Here is a 21,021-nt window from a genome sequence, read left to right as displayed (position 1 = left end):
ACGTCAGGAACAAATCACATAGGTGAACATTCACCACAAGTTTAAACAATTAGGGCATTCGCCCTTACCTAGGTTCTATTTTGTCAAACGACCTGTTCGTATCTTTTGTATCTACTGTTGCAACTAAGTTTGCAGCTGACTTCCCATGGCTTGGCGCTTTTTGTATTGCATTGTCCGAGCCCATTTTGGGAACAAAAATTCGCACAAATAGTTTGGCCTTTCAACAAACCGACCATCACACCAAAACTCCTTCTGATAATGAACGCCTTGAAAAAAGATGTTTGTTAAAAAGACGCCTTTTGCATGATGGTCGCGGAGACCAAAATTCATGGACAATAAAATGCTTTTCGATGCTACGCATCCCGAGGAAACACGGGTTGTTGTGGTGCGCGGCAACCGCGTAGAAGAATTTGATTTTGAGGCAGAAAACAGGAAACAACTAAAAGGTAATATATATCTAGCTAAAGTAACGCGGGTCGAGCCCTCATTACAGGCTGCCTTTGTTGATTATGGTGGTAATCGCCATGGTTTTCTTGCCTTTTCGGAAATTCATCCTGATTATTATCAAATACCGGTAGCAGACCGTCAGGCGCTTCTTGATGAAGAAGCAGCCGCTCATAAGGCGTCTGCAATCGAAGAAGATGAACAGTCTGAAAAACCGAAACGGCGCCCTCGCCGCAGGAAACCTGCAGCAAAAGCTGCTAATACAGATGATACAATTCAATCTGAGATAGTAGATGAGCCTTCAAATAATGAAGCTACTGAGACTTTAGAACCTGCGGAGGCAGCTGAAGTTTCAGAGCCAGTAGCTGCAGACACACCACCTCCTACAGATGATGACACTGAGGCAGCACAAAGCGATGCGGATAGCGAAACTACCGCCGATACAAGTGCCGATGCAAATAATGAGACTGAAGCCAAAGCTGATAATCCCAAGGCGGATGATAAAAATGATTCTGATGATGACTCTGAGGAAACAAATCAAGAGGACAGCGTCGAATCTGTTGGATCAGAAGATGCACTAGAAGAAGTACCAGAACGTCAATCTCGCCCGCGTGCCAAGCATTATAAAATTCAGGAAGTTATCAAACGTCGCCAGATAATATTAGTGCAGGTTGTCAAAGAAGAGCGCGGCAACAAAGGCGCAGCGCTCACTACATATCTATCCCTCGCCGGTCGTTATTCAGTGCTAATGCCAAATACAGATCGTGGTGGCGGAATTTCTCGCAAAATCACCAATCAATCTGATCGGAAAAATTTGCGCGCTATCGCTAATGGCCTTGATGTTCCAGAAGGCATGGGCGTTATCCTTCGCACGGCTGGTGCATCACGAACAAAAACTGAAATCAATCGCGATTTTGAATATCTGATGCGACTTTGGGGGAATGTGAGAGATTTAACCTTACAGTCGTCCGCACCCGCTCTTGTTTATGAGGAAGGCAGTCTGCTTAAACGCTCGATCCGCGATCTCTACAATAAGGATATAAACCAAGTCCTTGTCTCTGGTGAAAACGGCTATCGCGAAGCAAAAGACTTCATGCGCATGCTGATGCCAAGTCACGCCAAGAATGTTCAACCCTATAAAGACCGCTTACCGATCTTTGCTAAATATGGTGTCGAAGCTCAACTGGATGCCATGTTCTCGCCAAAAGTGACCTTGAAATCCGGCGGCTATCTGGTGATTGATCAAACAGAAGCATTGGTCTCTATCGATGTGAACTCGGGCCGTTCAACGCGTGAGAGCTCCATTGAAGACACAGCTTTAAGCACCAATATGGAAACCGCTGCGGAAGTTGCGCGACAGTTACGCTTGCGGGATTTAGCGGGCCTTATCGTGATTGACTTCATTGATATGGATGACAAACGTAATATCCGTGCTGTTGAGCGGCGCTTAAAAGAATGCTTGCGCGATGACCGTGCACGCATTCAAGTTGGTCATATTTCACATTTCGGCCTTTTGGAAATGTCGCGACAACGCATTCGTGCCAGCGTTTTGGAAAGCACCATGGAGCCTTGCGCCCATTGTGAAGGAACTGGTTCAATTCGCGCTCCAGCGTCCATTGCACTGTATGTCTTGCGTGCCATTGAGGAATATCTCAATAAGGGCTCCAAATATGATGTCATCGTGCGGGCAAAATCTGCTGTTGCGCTTTATGTTTTAAATCACAAGCGCGCCCATCTGACCGATCTTGAAGAACGCTTCGGGCTTTCCATTCGCATTGATGCCGATGAAACAATCACTGGTGAATATTGCCAAATTGTAAGAGGGGAAAAAGCAGAAGCAGCGAAAATGCCAACCATGGTAACACCTGAAACCATCGACATCGACGTCGAACTTGCCCGTGATGCGGAGCTTGATGCGGCAGCTGAAGCGGCTGAACAAGAACAAATAGCCAGCGATACGGGAGATGATGATGAAAAACCAAATCCCAAAAAACGCAGAAGACGGCGCCGGCGCGGAGGTAGAGGCGAAGGCGAGGCAGAAGCTACAGCATCTGAAAACGCTGATGAGGAAGGTGCTGATGCAACTATAAATGCAGAAACATCTGAAGATGGAGAAGCTGCACCGAAAAAGAAACGCAGACGTCGTGGACGTAGAGGCGGGCGTAAAGAACAAGAACGCAATGCCCAAGCAACGCCAGGCGAAGAAGCTGGAGAGCCAGTTGAATCTTCTCCTGATGAAACAGCTCCAAAAGCAAAAGATGTAACATCAGAAGCCGTGATAGAGGCAGAAACTCCAACACAGACGGTAGAAACTGTTTCTTCTGAAGAAGAACCAAAGGCAGAGGCGCCGAAAAAGAAACCAGCCAGAAGAGCCCCTCGCAAGACGGCAACCAAAAAAGCTGATGCAGAAGGTAAGGTCGAGGAAACGCCGATCGAAAAAGCGGAAGCCGCCACCCCAACGCCTGTTGAAGCACCAAACGAAAATGCTGATGACAAACCAGAAGAGGAAAAAGAGAAATCGAGTAAAGGCGGCTGGTGGCAGCGCCGTTCATTCTTCTGATTTTTATTCCTTAGGGAATCATCCAATATTAAGCATTAAAGGCACCAAACTCCCTATGAGATTTTGGTGCCTTTAATGTGATTCTTATCAAGCCATGATCTTAAAGTGTTGCGAAAGACTCGCGGTTCATATGGGCTAGATGACCTTCTTTAACCCATACCATAGCGCCCTCACCGCCAACATTCGCGGCTAGTGAGGACCCAACTGGCAAACGCAGCCATGAGTGCTCACGAAAGCTCTCGCCACCTTCATCAAATCCACCCTCAATGACGAAGACTTCCAAGCCACCTTCAGGGACATAAGAGATGGATTTATTCGCGTCCCATAGCTCGAGACGGACATCTTCAAAACCATCATTGAAAAGCGGCGTAATGCGCACATTATCCCTGCCAACAAACTGATTTGAAGACATCTTGTTCATATCAATGCGAACGTGCGTGCGATCAGATTGTTCCATCTGCCACAGCTTTACGAAAATCGTGCATCCCGGCTTTGATCCCGGCGTGTGACTGGATTGGGGTGGATTGCGGACATAGCTACCTTTTGGAAAGTCTCCATGCTCGTCTTGAAACACACCATCAAGCACAATAAACTCTTCCCCGCCCGTGTGAACATGAGAAGAAAAATGACTTTCAGGCGCATAGCGAACAATGCTGCTTGCGCGGGCCACTTCATCGCCAATACGGTCCAGCATACGACGGTCAACACCTTTCATCGGTGACGCTTGCCATTCTAGCTCTGCCGCGTGAACAACCGCTCTTTTAGAAAAATCCGCATTAAGTTCCATCTTTTCCATACTGTTCGACATCTTTTCTGCTGTTGAAGTATTTATATTTCTTAGCCCTTGCCTTTCCAAGGCACCAGATGATTTTCGGCAATCCGCATCAAAACATCAATGCTATAGCCAATGACGCCAATGATAACGATACCGATAATAACAATATCAGTCTGTTGGAACTTTGAGGCAGCTATGATCATTTTGCCGACCCCTTTTTCAGCAGCAACAAGCTCTGCCGCAACCACTGTTCCCCAACAAACACCCATCGCCACACGCGCGCCTGTGAAAATTTCAGGCAAAGAGTTTGGCAGAATAACTTTAGATAAAATCTGACGTTTCGTGGCTCCAAGACTGTAAGCAGCATGAACTTTTGAAATATTGACACCAGACACACCTGCCCTCGCCGCGATCGCCATGATCCATAAAGCTGCTAAAAATAGAAGACTTATTTTTCCCTGTTCACCAATGCCAAACCAGATGATAACCAACGGTATAAGAGCGAGAGGTGGCACGGGGCGCATGAATTCTACGATTGGATCGAACCAACCGCGCAGCCAATCATTCAAGCCCATTGCAAAGCCAAGAGGGATGCCAAACAGACAGCCCAGAAGGAAACCAACAACAACGCGAATTAAAGACCAAAAAACATTTTCCCATAGACCAACATCTTGATAGCCTTCCGCATTTAACTGAAGAAAACGAGACCATACCTGCTCAGGTGGAGGCAGATAAAGCGCCTCCATTGTCAAACCGACAGAGGGCGTGACCGAGAGGCTGCCTTTTTTGGTCATGAATATTTCACCATCGCTAAAAGAGACTCGCTCAAACGGTTTAATCGGTTGACCATTAATAGCTGTGACGCGATATCCCTCTTCCTTGCCACCTACATCATTCTTTTGGGCGATCACAATCTTTGAACGACGCGCAGAGACCAGCAACACATCATTCTTGGCAAAGCCTATTGCTTCTTGCGCTGGTAGCTCAGGTGGTTTTGTGCCTGTAGATCCAAGGGGAAAGACGCGCACCACGACAGTCGCATCTGCGGTCTCGCCGGCAGCATTGGTTGCCGTATATTCAAAGGTCGTATCACCGACAAAAGGTGCAGGAAGACCAAAAGGTAATAACTGGGACCCTGTTGCGACACCCCATAGAAGAAAGATTGTTACAACCGCAACAACAGACGCCAAGCGGTTTGCTGTCACCGCGCTTTCATCACCAAACGTAACTGTTTTAAGAGCTGTATAGCCTTTGGCCTCGCGACCACGAGTATATATTCTATGCAAAAAACCACTCACGCCACTGATAGTGAGATAAATCCCAAAGATCACAGCGATACCAGCCACCATCCATAGGGTGGTTATGATAAGATCGACAATCTCTTCAATCATTATGCCGTCTCCGTCCGGCCCATAATTTCTTCTTCCATGTCCCAAATCATAGACAGGATTTCCTCACGGGTTTTGCCAAAATCTTTGTGTTTCTTCACCTCACGCAGATCGGCATCCACACCCAGTTCAGCAAAAGGCAAACTGTATTCTTTATGAATACGCCCAGGCCTTGGGGCCATAACAATCAAGCGCTCACCTAAGAGCAAAGCTTCTTCTACTGAGTGCGTAATCAAAATGATTGTCTTACCCGTCTCTTTCCATAGTTTGAGCACCAGACCTTGCATTTTTTCACGGGTAAGCGCGTCAAGCGCCCCTAATGGTTCATCCATCAAGATCACATCAGGGTCATTAGCAAGGCATCTAGCCAGCGCCACGCGCTGTTGCATGCCGCCAGAAAGTTCATAGATGGCTTTATTTTTAAAATCTTGTAAACCAACCGTATCAAGCAAATGCTCAACGATTTGGTTTGATTGTTCTCTCGGCATGCCCTTCATATTCGGGCCAAATGCTACATTATCACGCACACTCATCCACTCGAACAAAGCGCCTTGCTGAAAAACCATGCCGCGTTCTGGACCAGGTCCATGTATCGAGTTGCCATTTAACACAACCTGACCGCTTGTTGGTGCTAGGAAGCCTGCAACAATATTCAATAAAGTGGTTTTACCGCACCCTGATGGACCAAGTATAGATACCAACTCACCAGCTTGAAGATCGAGTGTGACATTTTCAAGTGCTTGAACAGAACCGCCTTTAGGCAACTCAAAACGCATTGAAATGTCGTCGATTAATAACCCAGCCACAACGCTCTCCTAGAAATAGAATACGGCCCGGGCAGTTATCCCGAGCCGTAAGAGTATGGCTTATTAAAGCTTAGATGCCGCTTCTAGATAGCTTGTATTAATCACGGCATTATAATCAGGAAGCGCTTTGATTTTATCTGCTTCCTCAAGTGATTTTGCATTTTCTGTCAGATACTCAACAACAAATTTCCCAAACCATGCGTCAGAAAGCTGCTCTTCAATGGTTGGAAAAGCAAACACATCGAGAACGGCTGTCGTGCCCTCAAGATCCATACCGGCAGCTTTTGAAATCGAGGCCATCATCGGCTTGCGATCAGCAGCATATTTAGCATTCATGTCAGCTGTTATTTTAAGAAATTTAGCAACCACATCTGCATTTTCAGCAGCAAATGTAGATGGCACTGATGTGACATCAAACACTTTGCCAACTACAGATTCTTTTTCAGCGCCTGAAAGCAAAACATTACCATGTTGTTTCATCGTGCGAAGTGAACCACCCCAACCACAAGCCATCGCAAGATCTGAATTTGGCTGAGAGAAGGCAGCGGCTGAATCAGACGGTGCCATATCAACAATAGTGAGATCCGATTCTTTGATGCCGAAATGCTTCATTTGAGCCAAGAAACCTGAATGTGCTGCAGTACCAAGAGGCACAGCAACACGCTTGCCTTTTAGGTCGGCAACATTTGTTTTGTCTATTTCAAGCTCTGAACGAACAACGCAATTATCGTTGTCAGAATATGAAACCGCAACATCAACTATTTGAAGATCCTGCCCAGCCGCTGTTGCAACGAGAAACGGTGTTACGCCTTGGCTGAATGAAATATCCACATCACCTGATGCCATTGCAACGGACATTGCAGTGCCCGCGTCAAAGGAGACCCAATTGACTTTGATACCCAGTTCTTTTTCATAAATTTTATTGGCTTGAGCAAACTGGTTTGGTGTTGGCCACTCTAGGAAATATGCAACCGTCAGTTCATCCAGTGCTTTTGCAGATGGTGCACCAAGCATGACAGCAGCTGAAATGCCAATCGCAAGCGTGGCTGCAAGTTTTTTCAAAGTCATATGTAATCCCCTTGTTCAACGTTAAATTTCTATTTCATAAACTTGCCACGGAAAACAATGCGAGTTGCATCAAAATGATCCGCGCAATTTGTTCACCCATTATAGAATCATTCGTCCATATTTTGAGTCATTTCATGTCTCTCCATTGACGGATCAAAACCGGCAATCGTCAAAGATAAATTTTATAAATACAGTCGAACACAATACGATCTCAAACGCAAATTAATCCCGCGCCTGTACCGCCGTAATTGCTATTAAATCGAAGACATCTTGCGCTGAACAGCCGCGCGATAGATCATTTGCCGGTTTTGCTAGTCCTTGCAGAATTGGCCCCACCGCCATGGCACCACCAATGCGTTGTGCGATTTTATAGCCGATATTTCCAGCTTCAAGACTAGGGAATATAAAGACATTGGCATCGCCCTGTATTGGGCTGTCCTTTGCCTTAGATGCTGCAATGGCAGGAACAAAGGCGCTATCAAACTGCATGTCACCAAAAGCTGTCAAATCAGGGGCGCGCTCGCGCAGTTTTGCGAAAGCCTCTTGAACCTTATCAACGCGCTCATGCCGGGCACTACCAGCCGTTGAAAAACTCAACAGGGCCACGCGCGGCTCTTCGCCAACAAAACTCTTATAAGATTGCGCCGAAGCAAGTGCTATATCCGCCAACTCATCTGATGTGGGATCAACGATAAGTGCGCAATCACCGAAAACAAATGTGCCTTTTTTGTCAAAGTGATCCTCGTCACAAATCATTAGAAAAATACTGGATACAGCATTGGCGTTGGGCGCTTTGCCGATAATTTGAAAGGCAGCGCGCACGGTATTCGCCGTTGTTGCTACGGCACCGGCAACAGTGCCATCCGCATCCCCAAGACGCACCATCATGGCGGCATAATTCAATGGATCACGCATTGCTTTTTCGGCATCTTCTTCGCTGATACCCTTGTGCTTACGTAGCTCAAAGAAAGCATCGGCATAAGGGCGAATATCGACGCTTGATGGCTCAATAACACCAAAATCAGCAGGGTTATGTCCGGCCTTTTTGAGATGTTCTTCAATCACAGCAGCATCACCTAAAAAGGTAATCTCGGCCACACCATCCGCCTGCGCATTCGCGCCGCCGCTAATGATGCGGTGATCTTCACCCTCCGCCAAAACAATATGGCGGCAGCCCTCTCGAGCCGCCGCCTTTATTTTCTCTAGAAGAGCACTCACGAGTTATGCGCTAGTTTGTGGGCGCATATCAGCTGGATCGATGCCGGCAACTGACACAGGTTTCTTCATTGCGTCACGACGGAACGGTTCACCAAGCTCTTGGTTCAAAACAACTTCAATCAGTGTTGTCTCGTTGTTCTTCATTTGACCTTCAACCGCTTTATCAAGGGCCGCTGTTAGATCATCCATATTACGAACCTGAACACCTTTGAGGCCACAACCCTCAGCAACTTTAGCATATTCCACACCAAGGTTTAACTCCGTACCGACAAAGTTGTCATCGAACCACAAAGTGGTGTTACGCTTCTCAGCACCCCACTGGTAATTACGGAAAACAATCATTGTGATAGGCGGCCAATCGTTACGGCCACAGGCTGTTAATTCGTTCATTGAAATACCAAAGGCACCATCACCAGCAAAGCCAACAACAGGCACGTCAGGGCATGCTATTTTCGCGCCAAGGATAGCAGGAAGACCATAGCCACACGGACCAAACAGACCCGGCGCTAGATATTTACGGCCTTCGTCAAAGCTTGGGTAAGCGTTACCAATCGCGCAGTTGTTGCCAATATCAGAAGAAATGATTGCATCTTTCGGTAGAGCCGCTTGAATAGCACGCCATGCCATACGAGGAGACATACGATCTGGCTCGCGGTTGCGCGCGCGATCATTCCAGTCTGTTCCTGGGTCATCATCCTCATGATCCATTGAAGATAGAGCTTGCAACCATGCAGACTTAGACTGGTGGATCAAAGCTTCACGGTCTTTGCGGCCCGCGTCACCGGCTGATGGTGTCAGCTGTGAGAGAATATTCTGTGCGACAGATTTAGCATCCCCTTGAATACCAATGGTCACTTTCTTGGTCAGGCCGATGCGGTCAGAATTGATATCGACTTGAATAATTTTCGCATCTTTAGGCCAGTAATCAATGCCATATCCCGGCAAGGTAGAAAATGGATTAAGCCGTGTACCCAGTGCCAAAACAACGTCGGCTTTCTCGATAAGCTCCATAGCTGCTTTCGAGCCATTATAACCAAGAGGGCCAACTGAGAGCGGGTGTGAACCTGGGAAAGCATCATTGTGCTGATAGCCGCAACAAACAGGCGCAGAGAGTTTCTCTGCCAATGCAACGGACGCTGGAATAGCATCACCAATGATAACGCCAGCACCATTCAGAATTACTGGGAATTTAGCTTCAGAAAGCAGTTTTGCTGCCTCTGTAATTGCTGTTTCACCGCCTTGTGGAAGCTCAAGGCGTACGATTTGTGGAAGCTCAATATCAACGACCTGTGTCCAGTAATCGCGTGGAACATTGATCTGTGCAGGAGCGCAACCACGCCATGCTTTTTCAATAACACGGTTCAAGACTTCAGCCATACGTGATGGGTCACGGACTTCTTCTTGATAGCAGACCATGTCTTCGAATAATTTCATTTGTTCGATTTCTTGAAAACCACCCTGCCCAATTGTCTTATTTGCCGCTTGTGGGGTCACAAGAAGAAGTGGTGTGTGGTTCCAATAAGCGGTTTTAACAGCTGTCACGAAATTTGTGATGCCTGGGCCGTTTTGCGCGACCATCATCGACATTTTACCACTGGCACGTGTGAAACCGTCAGCAATCATCCCGCCGCTGGTTTCATGAGCACAATCCCAAAACTTAATACCGGCCCGTGGGAAAAGGTCGGAAATAGGCATCATTGCTGATCCAATGATACCAAAAGCATGTTCGATGCCATGCATTTGCAACACTTTTACAAAGGCTTCTTCTGTGGTCATTTTCATGATGGTAGCTCTCCTAGAAACTAAAAATTACGACGGTCACTTATCACGTGATGGTCCTTAATAATTCATATGACACGAAAACGACAAAGCTGAAATCATCGAATGGCCAAAATTGATAGAAATGTAAAATCAGATTGGACAAAAAATGTCAATAAATGAGACCACAATTATCAAAAATGGACATTTATCCATCTTTTAGTGGCCATAATTACCTCTTTTGTTGTGTTTGGACTGAGTATATCCCCTACAATCACGTGGTTGCTGTCGTGGCCGGACGTCATCAATTTCACACTGTCGCTCGGACCACCCCATGCTAGCATGGCCTTTTCAATCGCTTGTGGAGAAACCACTTCATCGTTGGGGGAGTATATAAAAAAGGCTGGAGCCTTCACGTTGGCAAAGTCCGCTTTACCAACTTCCTTGGTAATTTTCGCCATCGGCATCAAAGACATTGTCGAATGCGGCAATGTCCACCCATGATCAATTTTTGGATTTAACGTTTTTGCACCACGCTCATCCCCCATTATCATAGGCACAAAATAGCGTGCCCATGGCCAGCTAAGACGAACAGCGCTTGGATCAGAAATTTGAAAATTCGGCGAAACCATAATATGACCCGCAATTTTCTCAGCCCATTTTGGACGATTTGCAGCCAACAGAGAAACAAGTGAGCTGCCAAGTGAAGTGGACATCACGATCACCTTGTCTCCTAGACTTTCACCAATAGCTACAGCTTCCAATACATCATGAAGCCAGTCATCAGCCCTCGCATCTGCCATTGCTTCACTCGTGCGGCCGTGACCTTTAAGGCGCGTGTAATATAGATTGGCTCCAAGATGGTTCGCCACCTCATCAGGTAAAGGTCGCACCTCATTGGCAGATGCAGAAAAGCCATGAACATATACAACCGCAAAGTCCGTCTTCTGCTTTTGATGCAGGTCCGCCCAGATAATCTGTTTTTGTAATCCCTTACGAATATCTGAGTACGGCGCCTCAATCCTCGCCAGATAGCCCTCTAGATCGTCGCCCAGTTGTGCCGCATCAAAGCTAACTTGCCCGCTATAAGGCTCACGCGGGCCGAGGGCGAAAACGGCAACAACCAAGCAAAGAAAAGCAATGAGGATCAATAGAAAACGGCGCATAATTTAATTCTAACAGGATAAAAGCTGTTGGCAAAATAATAACTTGAAGTGCTAGTCATGAAATAACGATGCCAAAACATCCACCTTTGCTGCGATCGCCCCTCGCTTTTGATACGCTAAGACAAGCTCTCGCATCACCGGCGTTTTGCGCAGTGAGCGTAATGATATGCTTTCACCAGCACTACGCTTGATATCAGGCTCCGGCAGAATTGAAAAACCAACCCCCGCATCAACACATTCCGCTACAGCTTCCACACTATCGAGGACGATAACCCTGTTTGGGCTAAAGCCTTCATCTTCAAGATGCTGTGCGATAAGGCGACCAATACCAGTTTGTGGCATAAAATGGATAAACGGCATTTCATTCATGCAGCGCTCAATCGACCAGCTTGATGCCTTGGGAGGCAAACAATAAATCATCTCCTCACGTGTTAGCATGTGCGTATCAATAGAGGCCGGTAGATTGCCGCCAGTTACAATAGCCGCATCTAATGTTCCAGATACCACGCGGCTGGCCAAATCATCAGATAAGCCGGTTTCCACATGAAATGTTGCGCTTGGGGCTTCTTTTTGGGACTTGACCAAGAACCTAGGCAACAGGCGAATACTGGAGGTAAGCACGAAGCCGATACGAAAATCACCGGTTAGCTCATCAGATGGACGGCAGATATCAAACAACTGCTCGCTTGCTTTCAACACACTAACTGCCTCACGTGCGACTTTCCGACCAACCGGCGTTAATTTGGGCGGGCGAAATGAGCGATCAAAAAGTTGAACCGCAAGCTCATCTTCCAAGACTTTCATCTGCATACTAACCGTTGAAAGCGTCATATTGAGACTTTCAGCCGTGCGGATGAAAGAGCCTTGCTCCGCAATTTCCACAAATGTTTCTAAACTTCGTAGATTCACTAAATATACCTTTTTTGTATTTATACTATAACTTAATTCCATTGAATTAAATTTGCAATCAGCAAATAATAAGGGTTCATTATAGAGACTCTGGTTTTTGAACATGCAGCCAATACAAACAGCTGAACAAGAAATTGCCCGCACCCTCGCTGAAACAAAATTCAGCGTTCGCGCAGCTTTTTTTGATCAAAAGCGCAAGTATTGCTGGAAAAACATTGATGCCATGGTCGAACACGGCCTGATGGGCATGACAATTCCTGAAGAATATGGCGGTAAAGGCGCGACGCTTTTTGAAGCCTCTCTCGTTGCTGAAGAGCTCGCCCGTCATTGTACATTAACGGCTCGTGTCTTTGTCGAAGCCAACATGGGTGCGATTGGCGCCATCATGCTTTATGGCACTGAAGCACAAAAACAACTTTGTGCGCCCCTTGTCCTGAAAGGCGACAAACCAGCGATTTGCATCAGCGAACCTGAGGCTGGAAGTGCCGCAACAGACATGCAGACCACGGCTCACAAACAAGGCTCTTCCTATGTCTTGAATGGCAGCAAACATTGGATCACCGGCGGCGGCGTTTCCAAGCTACATCTGATTTTCGCACGCACTTTTGATGAAGCCGGCAATGAAGAAGGCATTAGCGCCTTCATCGTTATTCGTGATCCAGATACGGGCGCTTATCCTGAAGGCTTCCAGATCACAGGTGTCGAGCGCACACTCGGTCTTTGTGGCATGCCAGAAGCACAGCTTGAATTTGATAACCTCAAAGTTGACGCAGCCATGCGCCTTGAAACACCGAATGGCCCTGACCACGGCTTCTCTGATTTGATGGCAGCCTATAACGCGCAGCGCATCGGTGCGGGTACCATTGCGATGGGTATTGCTAGTGGCGCCTTAGATGAAGCTAAACGCTATATGAGTGAGCGCCAACAATTTGGTCGCCCTATTGCAGAGTTCCAAGGTCTTCAATGGATGATTGCAGACATGGATACAGCGCTCCATGCTTCACGTTTGATGCTGCATGAAGCGGCAAGATCAGCCGGTCCATTCGGCCATCACACACCAGACGTCACAATGGCTGCACGCGCTAAACTCTTTGCCTCGGAAGCCGCCATAAAAATAGTCAATCAAGCGCTTCAAATTTTTGGTGCCCGTGGTTACGGTGCCCAAGAGAAGATTGAACGCATGTACCGCGATGTGCGCATGTTCACGATTGGCGGCGGTACCGCAGAAATTTTGCGCAACCAGATAGCCAGCAGCGTGCTCTCTATCAAAACACCACAAACACGCAATGGTTATGTTGAAACAATGCCAACGACAGCCTTCGTGGAAGCTGCAGAATAAGCGTTTTAAGATTTATTTTCTGACAACCATTTAAGCGCGCCCTCACCGGCTGCTTTACCGGTCGCAAGGCAAGCCGTTATCAAATAGCCCCCTGTTGGTGCATCCCAGTCGAGCATTTCACCAGCGACAAAAGTACCAGCGCGGGTTTTTAGCATGAAATACTCATCCAGATTATCCATCTTAACACCCCCGGCCGTACTGATCGCCTCATCAATCGGACGCGGTTGGATAAGTTGAATAGGTAAGGCTTTGATAAGCCTTGCCACCGCAGCCACATCATTCCAGTCAGTTTCAGGGGCAACCATACGCAAAAGGCCTGCCTTCACGCCGCTTAGTTTGATGGATTTACGAAGATGATTGGAGAATGAATTTTTACCACGTGGACGAGACAATGACTTCTCAAGTTTGACAAGTGATGTATCCGGTTTCAAATCAACACTGAGTGCTGTGGAGCCTTCTGCTAACCCATCACGTAAAGATGCCGCGAGTGGATAAACGACGCCCCCCTCAATGCCTTTTTGTGTCACCACAAAGTCCCCGCGCAGAGAAACGTCCTTGTAAGTGGCCACAACATTTTTGACCGGTTGCCCCCCAAATTTATCAATGAAGTGTTGATCCCACTGACAATCAAACCCGCAGTTTGACGGCTTGAAGGTCGCCACATCAGCGCCCATGTTTTCGAATGTTTCTTGCCATGCCCCATCCGAACCAAGCCTTGCCCAGCTTTTGCCGCCGAGGGCAAAAACAGTGACTTTCGCCTCAACCAGCAAGCGACCATCTGGCGTCTCAAAAACCAAATGAGACCCCTCGAATCCTATCCAGCGATGACGCGTTGAAAAGACTGTCCCTACTTCAGATAGCTCGTTAAGCAGCGCACGAAGCAAGGGTGAAGCCTTCATCGCCTTTGGAAAAACACGCCCCGATGAACCGGTGAATGTTTCAATATCTAGCGCGTCGCACCACCGCACAACATCCGCCGGCAAGAAAGACAACAAGGCCTTTTCAAGGACGGAATTTTTGTTCAGATATTGATTCAGAAAAATATCGTTAAACTCTGTTTTTGTTATGTTTAATCCACTTTTTCCTGCCATCAAAAACTTGCGCCCAAAAGAAGGCTTAGCGTCAAAGATCTGCACAGAGCGCCCCGCCTCAGCCAGAATATTCGCAGCCATCAAGCCCGCCGGACCACTGCCGATCACGGCAACATCTATTGATTTAACCTCAGACATGACTGGGGAACGCCGCATCAATCACACGCAACTGCGGGGTTACCCGCCCCTGCCAGCTATTCTTTGATAGGTGCCCCACAAGATGCACCGGTTTTTGTTTGTTTTCCAAAAGCGCTTTTCCCAAAGGTTCATCGGCAACACGAAAAGCAATGGCATTAAGGCTCACCCCATCGCCTGCTTTTAATGACAATTTCACATGCCCTTTGCCAACCACATTAGCATAGGTGATGCGATGACTTGGAAATGCAAAGATAGGTGAAGGATGGCCAGGCCCATAAGGACCAGCCCGATCAATCTCAGCCATAAGTGAGAGGCTTGCACCGCGCGACGTCAAAGCACCATCGACTGTGATGGAGCGCGAAGCCCGCGCCTTAGCGACATCATCTTTCAACATTTCTTCAAAAAATATTCGAAGGTCACCAAGCTTCTCCCGCTCAACAGTCAAACCAGCTGCCATCGCGTGTCCCCCGCCTTTCAGCAAGAGGCCCTCGTCGACAGCAAGACGCACTGCTTTTCCAAGATCAACACCGCTCATGGATCGCCCTGATCCTGTCCCCTTACCAGATGCATCAAAAGCCAGCGCGAAGCTTGGACGGCGATAACGGTCTTTCAAGCGAGAGGCAACAATACCCAACACACCCGGGTGCCAATCAGTATTTGATGTAATCAGGACAGAGGGACCGCCCTCTACGGTGTCATCCACCCCTACTTCAGCAAATGCTTGCGCATCAGCCTCTTCCAGCATTGCTTTTTCGAGAGCTTGGCGTTCAGCATTCAAGACATCAAGCCTTTGCGCCACTTCATCGGCCTCAAATGCATCACTCATCGTCAGAAGCCGCGCACCAAGCCCTGCATCTCCAATACGCCCGCCAGCATTGATGCGCGGACCAAGCAAAAAGCCAAGGTGATAAGGTTCCAAAGGCCCCTCAACACGAGAGACACGAGCAAGCGCTGAAAGACCTATATTACCCATAGAGCGCATCGCAATAATTCCCTTTGTCACAAAAGCACGATTGAGCGTTTGTAGAGGGACAACATCACAGACGGTTCCCAAGGCGACCAGATCGAGCAATTTCAACAAATCGAATGATTTCGCAGCATCAGCCTGTGAAGCGGACTCACGCAAGATACGATGAATGGCAACCACAGCCATAAAAGTGACGCCAACAGCGGCCAAATGTCCCAGATTTGACCTATCATCATGCCGATTAGGATTGACAATGGCATGCGCTGGCGGCAGTTCGGTGCCAACCTGATGATGATCCAACACGACAACATCAACACCTAGTTTTTCAGCCTCAATGAGCGCGTCAAAACTTGAAACACCACAATCAACCGTGACGATAAGGTCTGCCCCCTCCTCAACCAATTGGCGAATGGCAGTGGGATTTGGGCCATAGCCTTCTAAAATACGGTCAGGAATGTAAATGCGTGCGCTCACGCCGAATGCAGTGAGAAAACGATACAGCACGGCTGAAGATGTGGCACCATCCACATCATAGTCACCAAAGATTGCAACCGTTTGCTGCTTTTCTACCGCATCAGCTATACGCTTTGCAGCTTCTTCCATGTCTTGGAACACATAGGGGTCAGGCATAAGGTTTTTGATTGTAGGATTGAGAAAATCAACCGCCTCATCTGCTCTCACGCCACGTCCAGCCAAAATTCGGGCAATGAGATCAGGGATATTTGCTTTTTGAGCGATATCGAGGGCCACTGTATCTAAGCTTGGTGTTAGACGATCAACCCAGCGCTTACCGCTGATTGATTGCTTAACTGATAGAAAGGTCCGGCCTTCGTCTATAGACATCTTACAAATGGAATTTCGAGAGATCGTTATGAACGCCTTTGATATAGCGAACGGTGCGCGTTGATGAGCGCATGACGACTGTATCTGTGATCACCTTACCACGGTTGAATTTCACACCGCGCAGCATATTGCCATCGGTGACGCCGGTTGCCGCAAACAACACATCGCCTTTAGCCATATCTTCCATTGTGAATATCTGATTTGGGTCCGTAATACCCATGGAGATTGTACGATCGCGCTGTTCTTCATTTTGGATAACAAGACGACCAAATATCTGTCCGCCTGTACAACGAAGGGCTGCCGCCGCCAAGACGCCTTCTGGCGCTCCCCCCCTGCCAATATAAATATCAGTGCCGGTTTCATCAGGATCTGTTGTATGAATGATACCCGCTACATCCCCATCACCAATCAGACGGATTGAAGCACCTATTGAGCGAATTTCTTCAATGAGTGACGCATGTCTTGGGCGATCCAAAACACAGGCATGAATATGCGATGGCTTCACACCCTTTGCTTTGGCAAGAGATTTGATGTTGTCTGCAGCAGGTGCATCTATATCAATCACTCCGTCTGGATATCCCGGTCCAATGGCGATTTTATCCATATAAACATCAGGCGCATAAAGCAGGTTACCTGTGCCAGCAAGCGCGATCACTGCGAGTGCGTTTGCGGTATTCTTGGCGCAAATGGTTGTGCCTTCAAGCGGGTCCAACGCAACGTCAAGCTTTGGCCCCTTGCCAGTACCAACGCGTTCTCCAATATAAAGCATGGGCGCTTGATCGAGTTCGCCTTCTCCAATGCGTACCACACCGTCAATAGGTAGCTGGTTCAATTCACGACGCATGGCATCTACTGCCGCTTGATCAGCAGCTTTTTCATCACCTTGTCCGCGCAACATGGCGGCGCCAACAGCTGCAGCCTCGGCTACACGGCCTAATTCCATCGTTAATCGACGATCCAAACTTTCTGATCCGGTTTGTTCAGTCGCGGACATGCACTCTCCTGACCTTTATATTAGAACAACGAATATGCTGCCATTATATACTTAAATCTATCATCAATATTCAGTTTAATTTTTCAATTCTAATCATTTTGGGCTCGCCAACCACATGACCATCCTTGAGGAGGAGATCTAGTACCTCACCAATGGCTTTTTCAGAGGTTTCGTGGGTAATGATAATCACTGGCAATGCATCGTTTTTAGCATCTTTGTCAGTTGAGCGCTGTACCACGCTTTGAAGCGAGATGTCGCACTCAGCCATTCTGGTTGCAATACTAGCAAAAGCGCCCGACTTATCCAGCAAATCAAGGGCTATATAGTAGCCCCCCTCATGTTTGCGCATACGAGAGCGCTCATAGGGCACTAGATCGACCGCCGGACGACCAAATACTGGCATTTTCAAACCACGGGCAATGTCAGCTATATCGCCAGCCACAGCGGATGCTGTTGCATCCCCACCAGCACCTGGGCCGCTGAGCATTAGACTTCCCACTTTGTCCGCCTCAATCGCGACCGCATTGGTAACGCTATCAATTTGGGCAATGGCACTGGTTTTTGGCACCATGGCAGGGTGAACACGTTGCTCTATGCCAGTTCCTGTGCGCTGGGCCACACCTAGGAGTTTGATACGGTAACCAAGTTCATCTGCGGCTTTAATGTCATCGAGGCTGATCGCTTCAATACCTTCCAGATAGATATCATCGAAGGAGATTTGTGTCCCAAAAGAAAGGCTCGTCAAAATTGAGAGTTTGTGAGCTGTATCATGCCCTCCAACATCAAAGGTCGGGTCGGCTTCCGCATATCCAAGACGCTGGGCATCTGCCAAGCAATCTTGAAAGCTGATTTCGTCGCGTTCCATACGGGTCAAAATATAATTACACGTGCCATTCATAATACCGAACACACGGCTTATCTGATTGCCAGAAAGCGCTTCACGTATTGTCTTGATGATAGGAATACCACCAGCAACGGCTGCTTCATAATTAAGTGCAACATCGTTTTTCTCGGCTAAAAGCGCAAGGGCTACACCATGTTTGGCAAGCAGTGCTTTATTGGCTGTGACAACATGTTTACCCGCTTTGAGCGCTGCCTCAACACTGTCACGAGCTGGACCTTCATCACCACCAATCAATTCAACAAAAACGTCAAAGCTATTACTTTTTGCGAGGGCAACAGGATCATCAAACCATTCAATACCATCCATGGAAAATCCACGGTCTTTATTCTTTGAGCGCGCACTTACTGCGCAAACCGTTAAAGAACGCCCCGTGGTAGCTGCCATTCCAGAACCATTGTTATTGATAATATGCATCAAGGCAGCGCCAACGGTACCAAGACCAGCTATGCCGAGGCGGAGAGTATCAGACATAAAATTCCCTATGGCTCAAAACTAAATTAGATGATTAAAGTGCTTAAACGTCCTTTTGCACTGTCCCGCATTAAGACGCAAGGAAACGCTTTACGTTTCTTGCTGCTTGGCGAATACGTTGCTCATTTTCCACAAGCGCGAGGCGCACATAGTCATCGCCATATTCACCAAAGCCAATGCCCGGCGCGACCGCAACACCCGCTTTTTCAACAAGGAGCTTGGAAAATTCAAGCGACCCGAGTTCCCGATAAGCTTCAGGAATCGGCGCCCATGCAAACATTGTCGCAGGTGGTGAAGGAATATCCCAGCCAGCCTGTGCGAAAGATTCAACCATCACATCGCGCCGGTCACCATAAATTTTTCGAGCCTCCTCAATGCAGTCATCAGGACCGTTCAAAGCGGCGGTTGCAGCAACTTGAATCGGTGTAAAAGCGCCATAATCAAGATAAGATTTCACGCGCGCAAGTGCTGCAATCAATCGTTCATTACCAACAGCAAACCCCATACGCCAACCAGGCATAGAATATGTTTTGGACATTGATGTAAATTCGACAGCCACATCCCTTGCTCCATCGACTTGCAGAATAGACGGCGGCTTGATGCCATCAAAATAGATTTCTGAATAGGCAAGGTCAGACAAAATGAACAAATCGTATTTCTTCGCAAAAGCAACAGCCTCACGGTAAAAATCAAGATCAGTTACATAGGCCGTTGGATTTGAGGGATAGTTCAAAATCAAGGCAAGCGGGCTTGGGATTGAATGTTTTACCGCACGCTCACAGGCACGAAAAAACTCTTCATTCGGCGTTGCAGGCACAGAGCGGATAACGCCGCCTGAGATAATGAAACCAAAAGCATGAATGGGATAGGTCGGGTTTGGCACCAATACCACATCGCCCGGCGCGGTAATCGCCTGAGCCATATTAGCAAACCCTTCTTTTGAACCAAGAGTAGCGACTATTTCCGTGTCTGGATTAAGCGTAACATTAAAGCGGCGCTCATAATAAGCTGCTTGAGCTTTCCGCAGGCCATTAATACCGCGTGATTGAGAATAACGGTGTGTGTCTGGCCGGTGGACCGTCTCAACAAGTTTTTCGACAATATGATCAGGCGTGGGAAGATCGGGATTGCCCATGCCTAAATCAATAATATCCGCGCCTTCACCGCGCGCCTTGGCTTTCAGTTTATTAATAGGCTCGAAAACATAGGGGGGCAGTCGCCGTGTCGAATGAAATTGTTCCATAGTCAAAGTCCGTTAATTGAATTTGTGCTGGCCATAACACATTTCAGGTGTATCGCCTGTATAAATTAATCTGTTTTACAGGTAACCACGCCATCGGCGTCTGTTTTGCAGGCAGCCGCGATTTCCGCCTCAGCCGTCGCCCCATGTGTACGAGCAATTTGTCTGAGACGTTGTTGAAGTAACTGGCTTCGACGCTCATCAACTTTCACACCACCTGAGGCTTGAGATTCAGCAAGGGCCTGTAAATCTGCTTCAAGTTGCGCACGCTCAATCGTGCGCTTCAATGGAACATTACGCTTGTATTCCCCAGCGGAAACAATAGGAAAGCCCTTAGAATCGAATTTACTAGGACTTCCAGATTCGAGGTCAAAGGCACCCCTGTCTAATGGGGATGCAGCACATCCGCCAACAAGGCACGCAATCATTATTGCGCCAAGGATATGGCAGATCGAATAGGTTTTGTTAAGCGCGTGTATTTTCATATCAATTTTGTGTTGATTTGTTTGTTAAGCATTGTCAACAGATAAGGTTCCAAATAAGGCAAGATATTACATTCATCTGTGCATCGACCTATTATGTGTATAGCGCCCTAGCGTGACATAAAGTTTAAGCACTTTCGATAGTGAGGATCATAAACCGAATTAAAGTTTACAGGTATTATTATTTTATAGATTCCAATAAAAGTAGCCGAAACTGATTTTATAGACTAATTACAAATACGACTATGAATTGTTCATCTTTTAAGAGGATCAGATGGCTAAAGCTAAAAAAACCACTGATAATAAAAGAAAAACTACGCCTTCTAAGGCATCTGAGCACTTAAAACCTTCGATCGAAACATCACAGCAAGACAGTTCACAGTCCTCAAGAACTGAAGAGCCAATCTACAATATCAAAAATCTTATTGATGATCCCGAAACATTTGCCCGAAATACAGCT

The 21,021-nt window shown here is 47.4% G+C and carries 16 protein-coding genes; 2 read left to right on the top strand and 14 right to left on the bottom strand.

Features of this window, described 5'->3' with window-relative positions; genetic code table 11:
* Positions 1 to 328 precede the first annotated feature (328 nt).
* Positions 329 to 3,004, top strand: coding sequence for an Rne/Rng family ribonuclease (locus ABJ081_08730; GenBank protein ID MEP6356755.1), 2,676 nt, complete (start codon positions 329 to 331; stop codon positions 3,002 to 3,004).
* A 100-nt stretch (positions 3,005 to 3,104) separates the two neighbouring features.
* On the opposite strand, the gene ABJ081_08725 is transcribed toward ABJ081_08730, so the two are convergent.
* From ABJ081_08725 to ABJ081_08690, 8 genes are all read right to left on the bottom strand, one after another.
* Positions 3,105 to 3,812 (bottom strand): cupin domain-containing protein, encoded by a 708-nt coding sequence (locus ABJ081_08725; GenBank protein MEP6356754.1) that lies wholly within the window; start codon positions 3,810 to 3,812, stop codon positions 3,105 to 3,107.
* 29 nt (positions 3,813 to 3,841) lie between these two features.
* Complete coding sequence (locus tag ABJ081_08720; GenBank protein MEP6356753.1) at positions 3,842 to 5,170, bottom strand: ABC transporter permease subunit; 1,329 nt, start codon at positions 5,168 to 5,170, stop codon at positions 3,842 to 3,844.
* The gene (locus ABJ081_08715; GenBank protein MEP6356752.1) at positions 5,170 to 5,973 is read right to left on the bottom strand and encodes an ABC transporter ATP-binding protein; all 804 of its coding nucleotides are present in this window, start codon (positions 5,971 to 5,973) and stop codon (positions 5,170 to 5,172) included. The genes ABJ081_08720 and ABJ081_08715 overlap by 1 nt, the downstream gene beginning before the upstream one ends.
* A 63-nt stretch (positions 5,974 to 6,036) precedes the next feature.
* Complete coding sequence (locus ABJ081_08710; GenBank protein MEP6356751.1) at positions 6,037 to 7,041, bottom strand: ABC transporter substrate-binding protein; 1,005 nt, start codon at positions 7,039 to 7,041, stop codon at positions 6,037 to 6,039.
* A 222-nt stretch (positions 7,042 to 7,263) separates the two neighbouring features.
* On the bottom strand, positions 7,264 to 8,259 hold the full coding sequence (gene pta / locus ABJ081_08705; protein ID MEP6356750.1) for a phosphate acetyltransferase: 996 nt from the start codon (positions 8,257 to 8,259) through the stop codon (positions 7,264 to 7,266).
* Between the two features lie 3 nt (positions 8,260 to 8,262).
* Positions 8,263 to 10,041 carry a sulfoacetaldehyde acetyltransferase gene (gene xsc, locus ABJ081_08700; GenBank protein ID MEP6356749.1) on the bottom strand — a complete coding sequence of 593 codons (1,779 nt, stop codon included), beginning with the start codon at positions 10,039 to 10,041 and terminating at the stop codon, positions 8,263 to 8,265.
* 170 nt (positions 10,042 to 10,211) lie between these two features.
* Positions 10,212 to 11,183 carry an alpha/beta fold hydrolase gene (locus tag ABJ081_08695; GenBank protein MEP6356748.1) on the bottom strand — a complete coding sequence of 324 codons (972 nt, stop codon included), beginning with the start codon at positions 11,181 to 11,183 and terminating at the stop codon, positions 10,212 to 10,214.
* Positions 11,184 to 11,234: 51 nt separating this feature from the next.
* Positions 11,235 to 12,092, bottom strand: a complete 858-nt coding sequence (locus ABJ081_08690; protein ID MEP6356747.1) for a LysR family transcriptional regulator — start codon at positions 12,090 to 12,092, stop codon at positions 11,235 to 11,237.
* Positions 12,093 to 12,195: 103 nt separating this feature from the next.
* Here ABJ081_08690 and acdA point away from each other — a divergent pair, with 103 nt between their 5' ends.
* Positions 12,196 to 13,431, top strand: coding sequence for a 3-sulfinopropanoyl-CoA desulfinase (gene acdA / locus ABJ081_08685; GenBank protein ID MEP6356746.1), 1,236 nt, complete (start codon positions 12,196 to 12,198; stop codon positions 13,429 to 13,431).
* Between the two features lie 5 nt (positions 13,432 to 13,436).
* Here acdA and ABJ081_08680 read toward each other — a convergent pair whose 3' ends face one another.
* From ABJ081_08680 to ABJ081_08655, 6 genes are all read right to left on the bottom strand, one after another.
* Positions 13,437 to 14,660 carry a TIGR03862 family flavoprotein gene (locus ABJ081_08680; GenBank protein MEP6356745.1) on the bottom strand — a complete coding sequence of 408 codons (1,224 nt, stop codon included), beginning with the start codon at positions 14,658 to 14,660 and terminating at the stop codon, positions 13,437 to 13,439.
* Entirely contained in the window at positions 14,653 to 16,470 is a 1,818-nt protein-coding gene (gene recJ / locus ABJ081_08675) for a single-stranded-DNA-specific exonuclease RecJ (protein ID MEP6356744.1), read from the bottom strand. The genes ABJ081_08680 and recJ overlap by 8 nt, the downstream gene beginning before the upstream one ends.
* 1 nt (position 16,471) lies before the next feature.
* On the bottom strand, positions 16,472 to 17,464 hold the full coding sequence (gene glpX, locus ABJ081_08670) for a class II fructose-bisphosphatase (GenBank protein ID MEP6356743.1): 993 nt from the start codon (positions 17,462 to 17,464) through the stop codon (positions 16,472 to 16,474).
* 70 nt (positions 17,465 to 17,534) lie between these two features.
* Positions 17,535 to 18,839, bottom strand: coding sequence for a homoserine dehydrogenase (locus ABJ081_08665; GenBank protein ID MEP6356742.1), 1,305 nt, complete (start codon positions 18,837 to 18,839; stop codon positions 17,535 to 17,537).
* 70 nt (positions 18,840 to 18,909) lie between these two features.
* Positions 18,910 to 20,082, bottom strand: a complete 1,173-nt coding sequence (locus ABJ081_08660) for an LL-diaminopimelate aminotransferase (GenBank protein ID MEP6356741.1) — start codon at positions 20,080 to 20,082, stop codon at positions 18,910 to 18,912.
* 65 nt (positions 20,083 to 20,147) lie between these two features.
* On the bottom strand, positions 20,148 to 20,507 hold the full coding sequence (locus tag ABJ081_08655) for a hypothetical protein (protein MEP6356740.1): 360 nt from the start codon (positions 20,505 to 20,507) through the stop codon (positions 20,148 to 20,150).
* Positions 20,508 to 21,021: the final 514 nt, after the last annotated feature.

The sequence above is a fragment of the Hyphomicrobiales bacterium genome, from assembly GCA_039989895.1.
In the GTDB taxonomy this organism is placed as follows: domain Bacteria; phylum Pseudomonadota; class Alphaproteobacteria; order Rhizobiales; family JACESI01; genus JACESI01.
The sequence above is the reverse complement of the archived record's forward strand: the minus strand, read 5'-3'. Positions and strand labels throughout refer to the sequence as shown.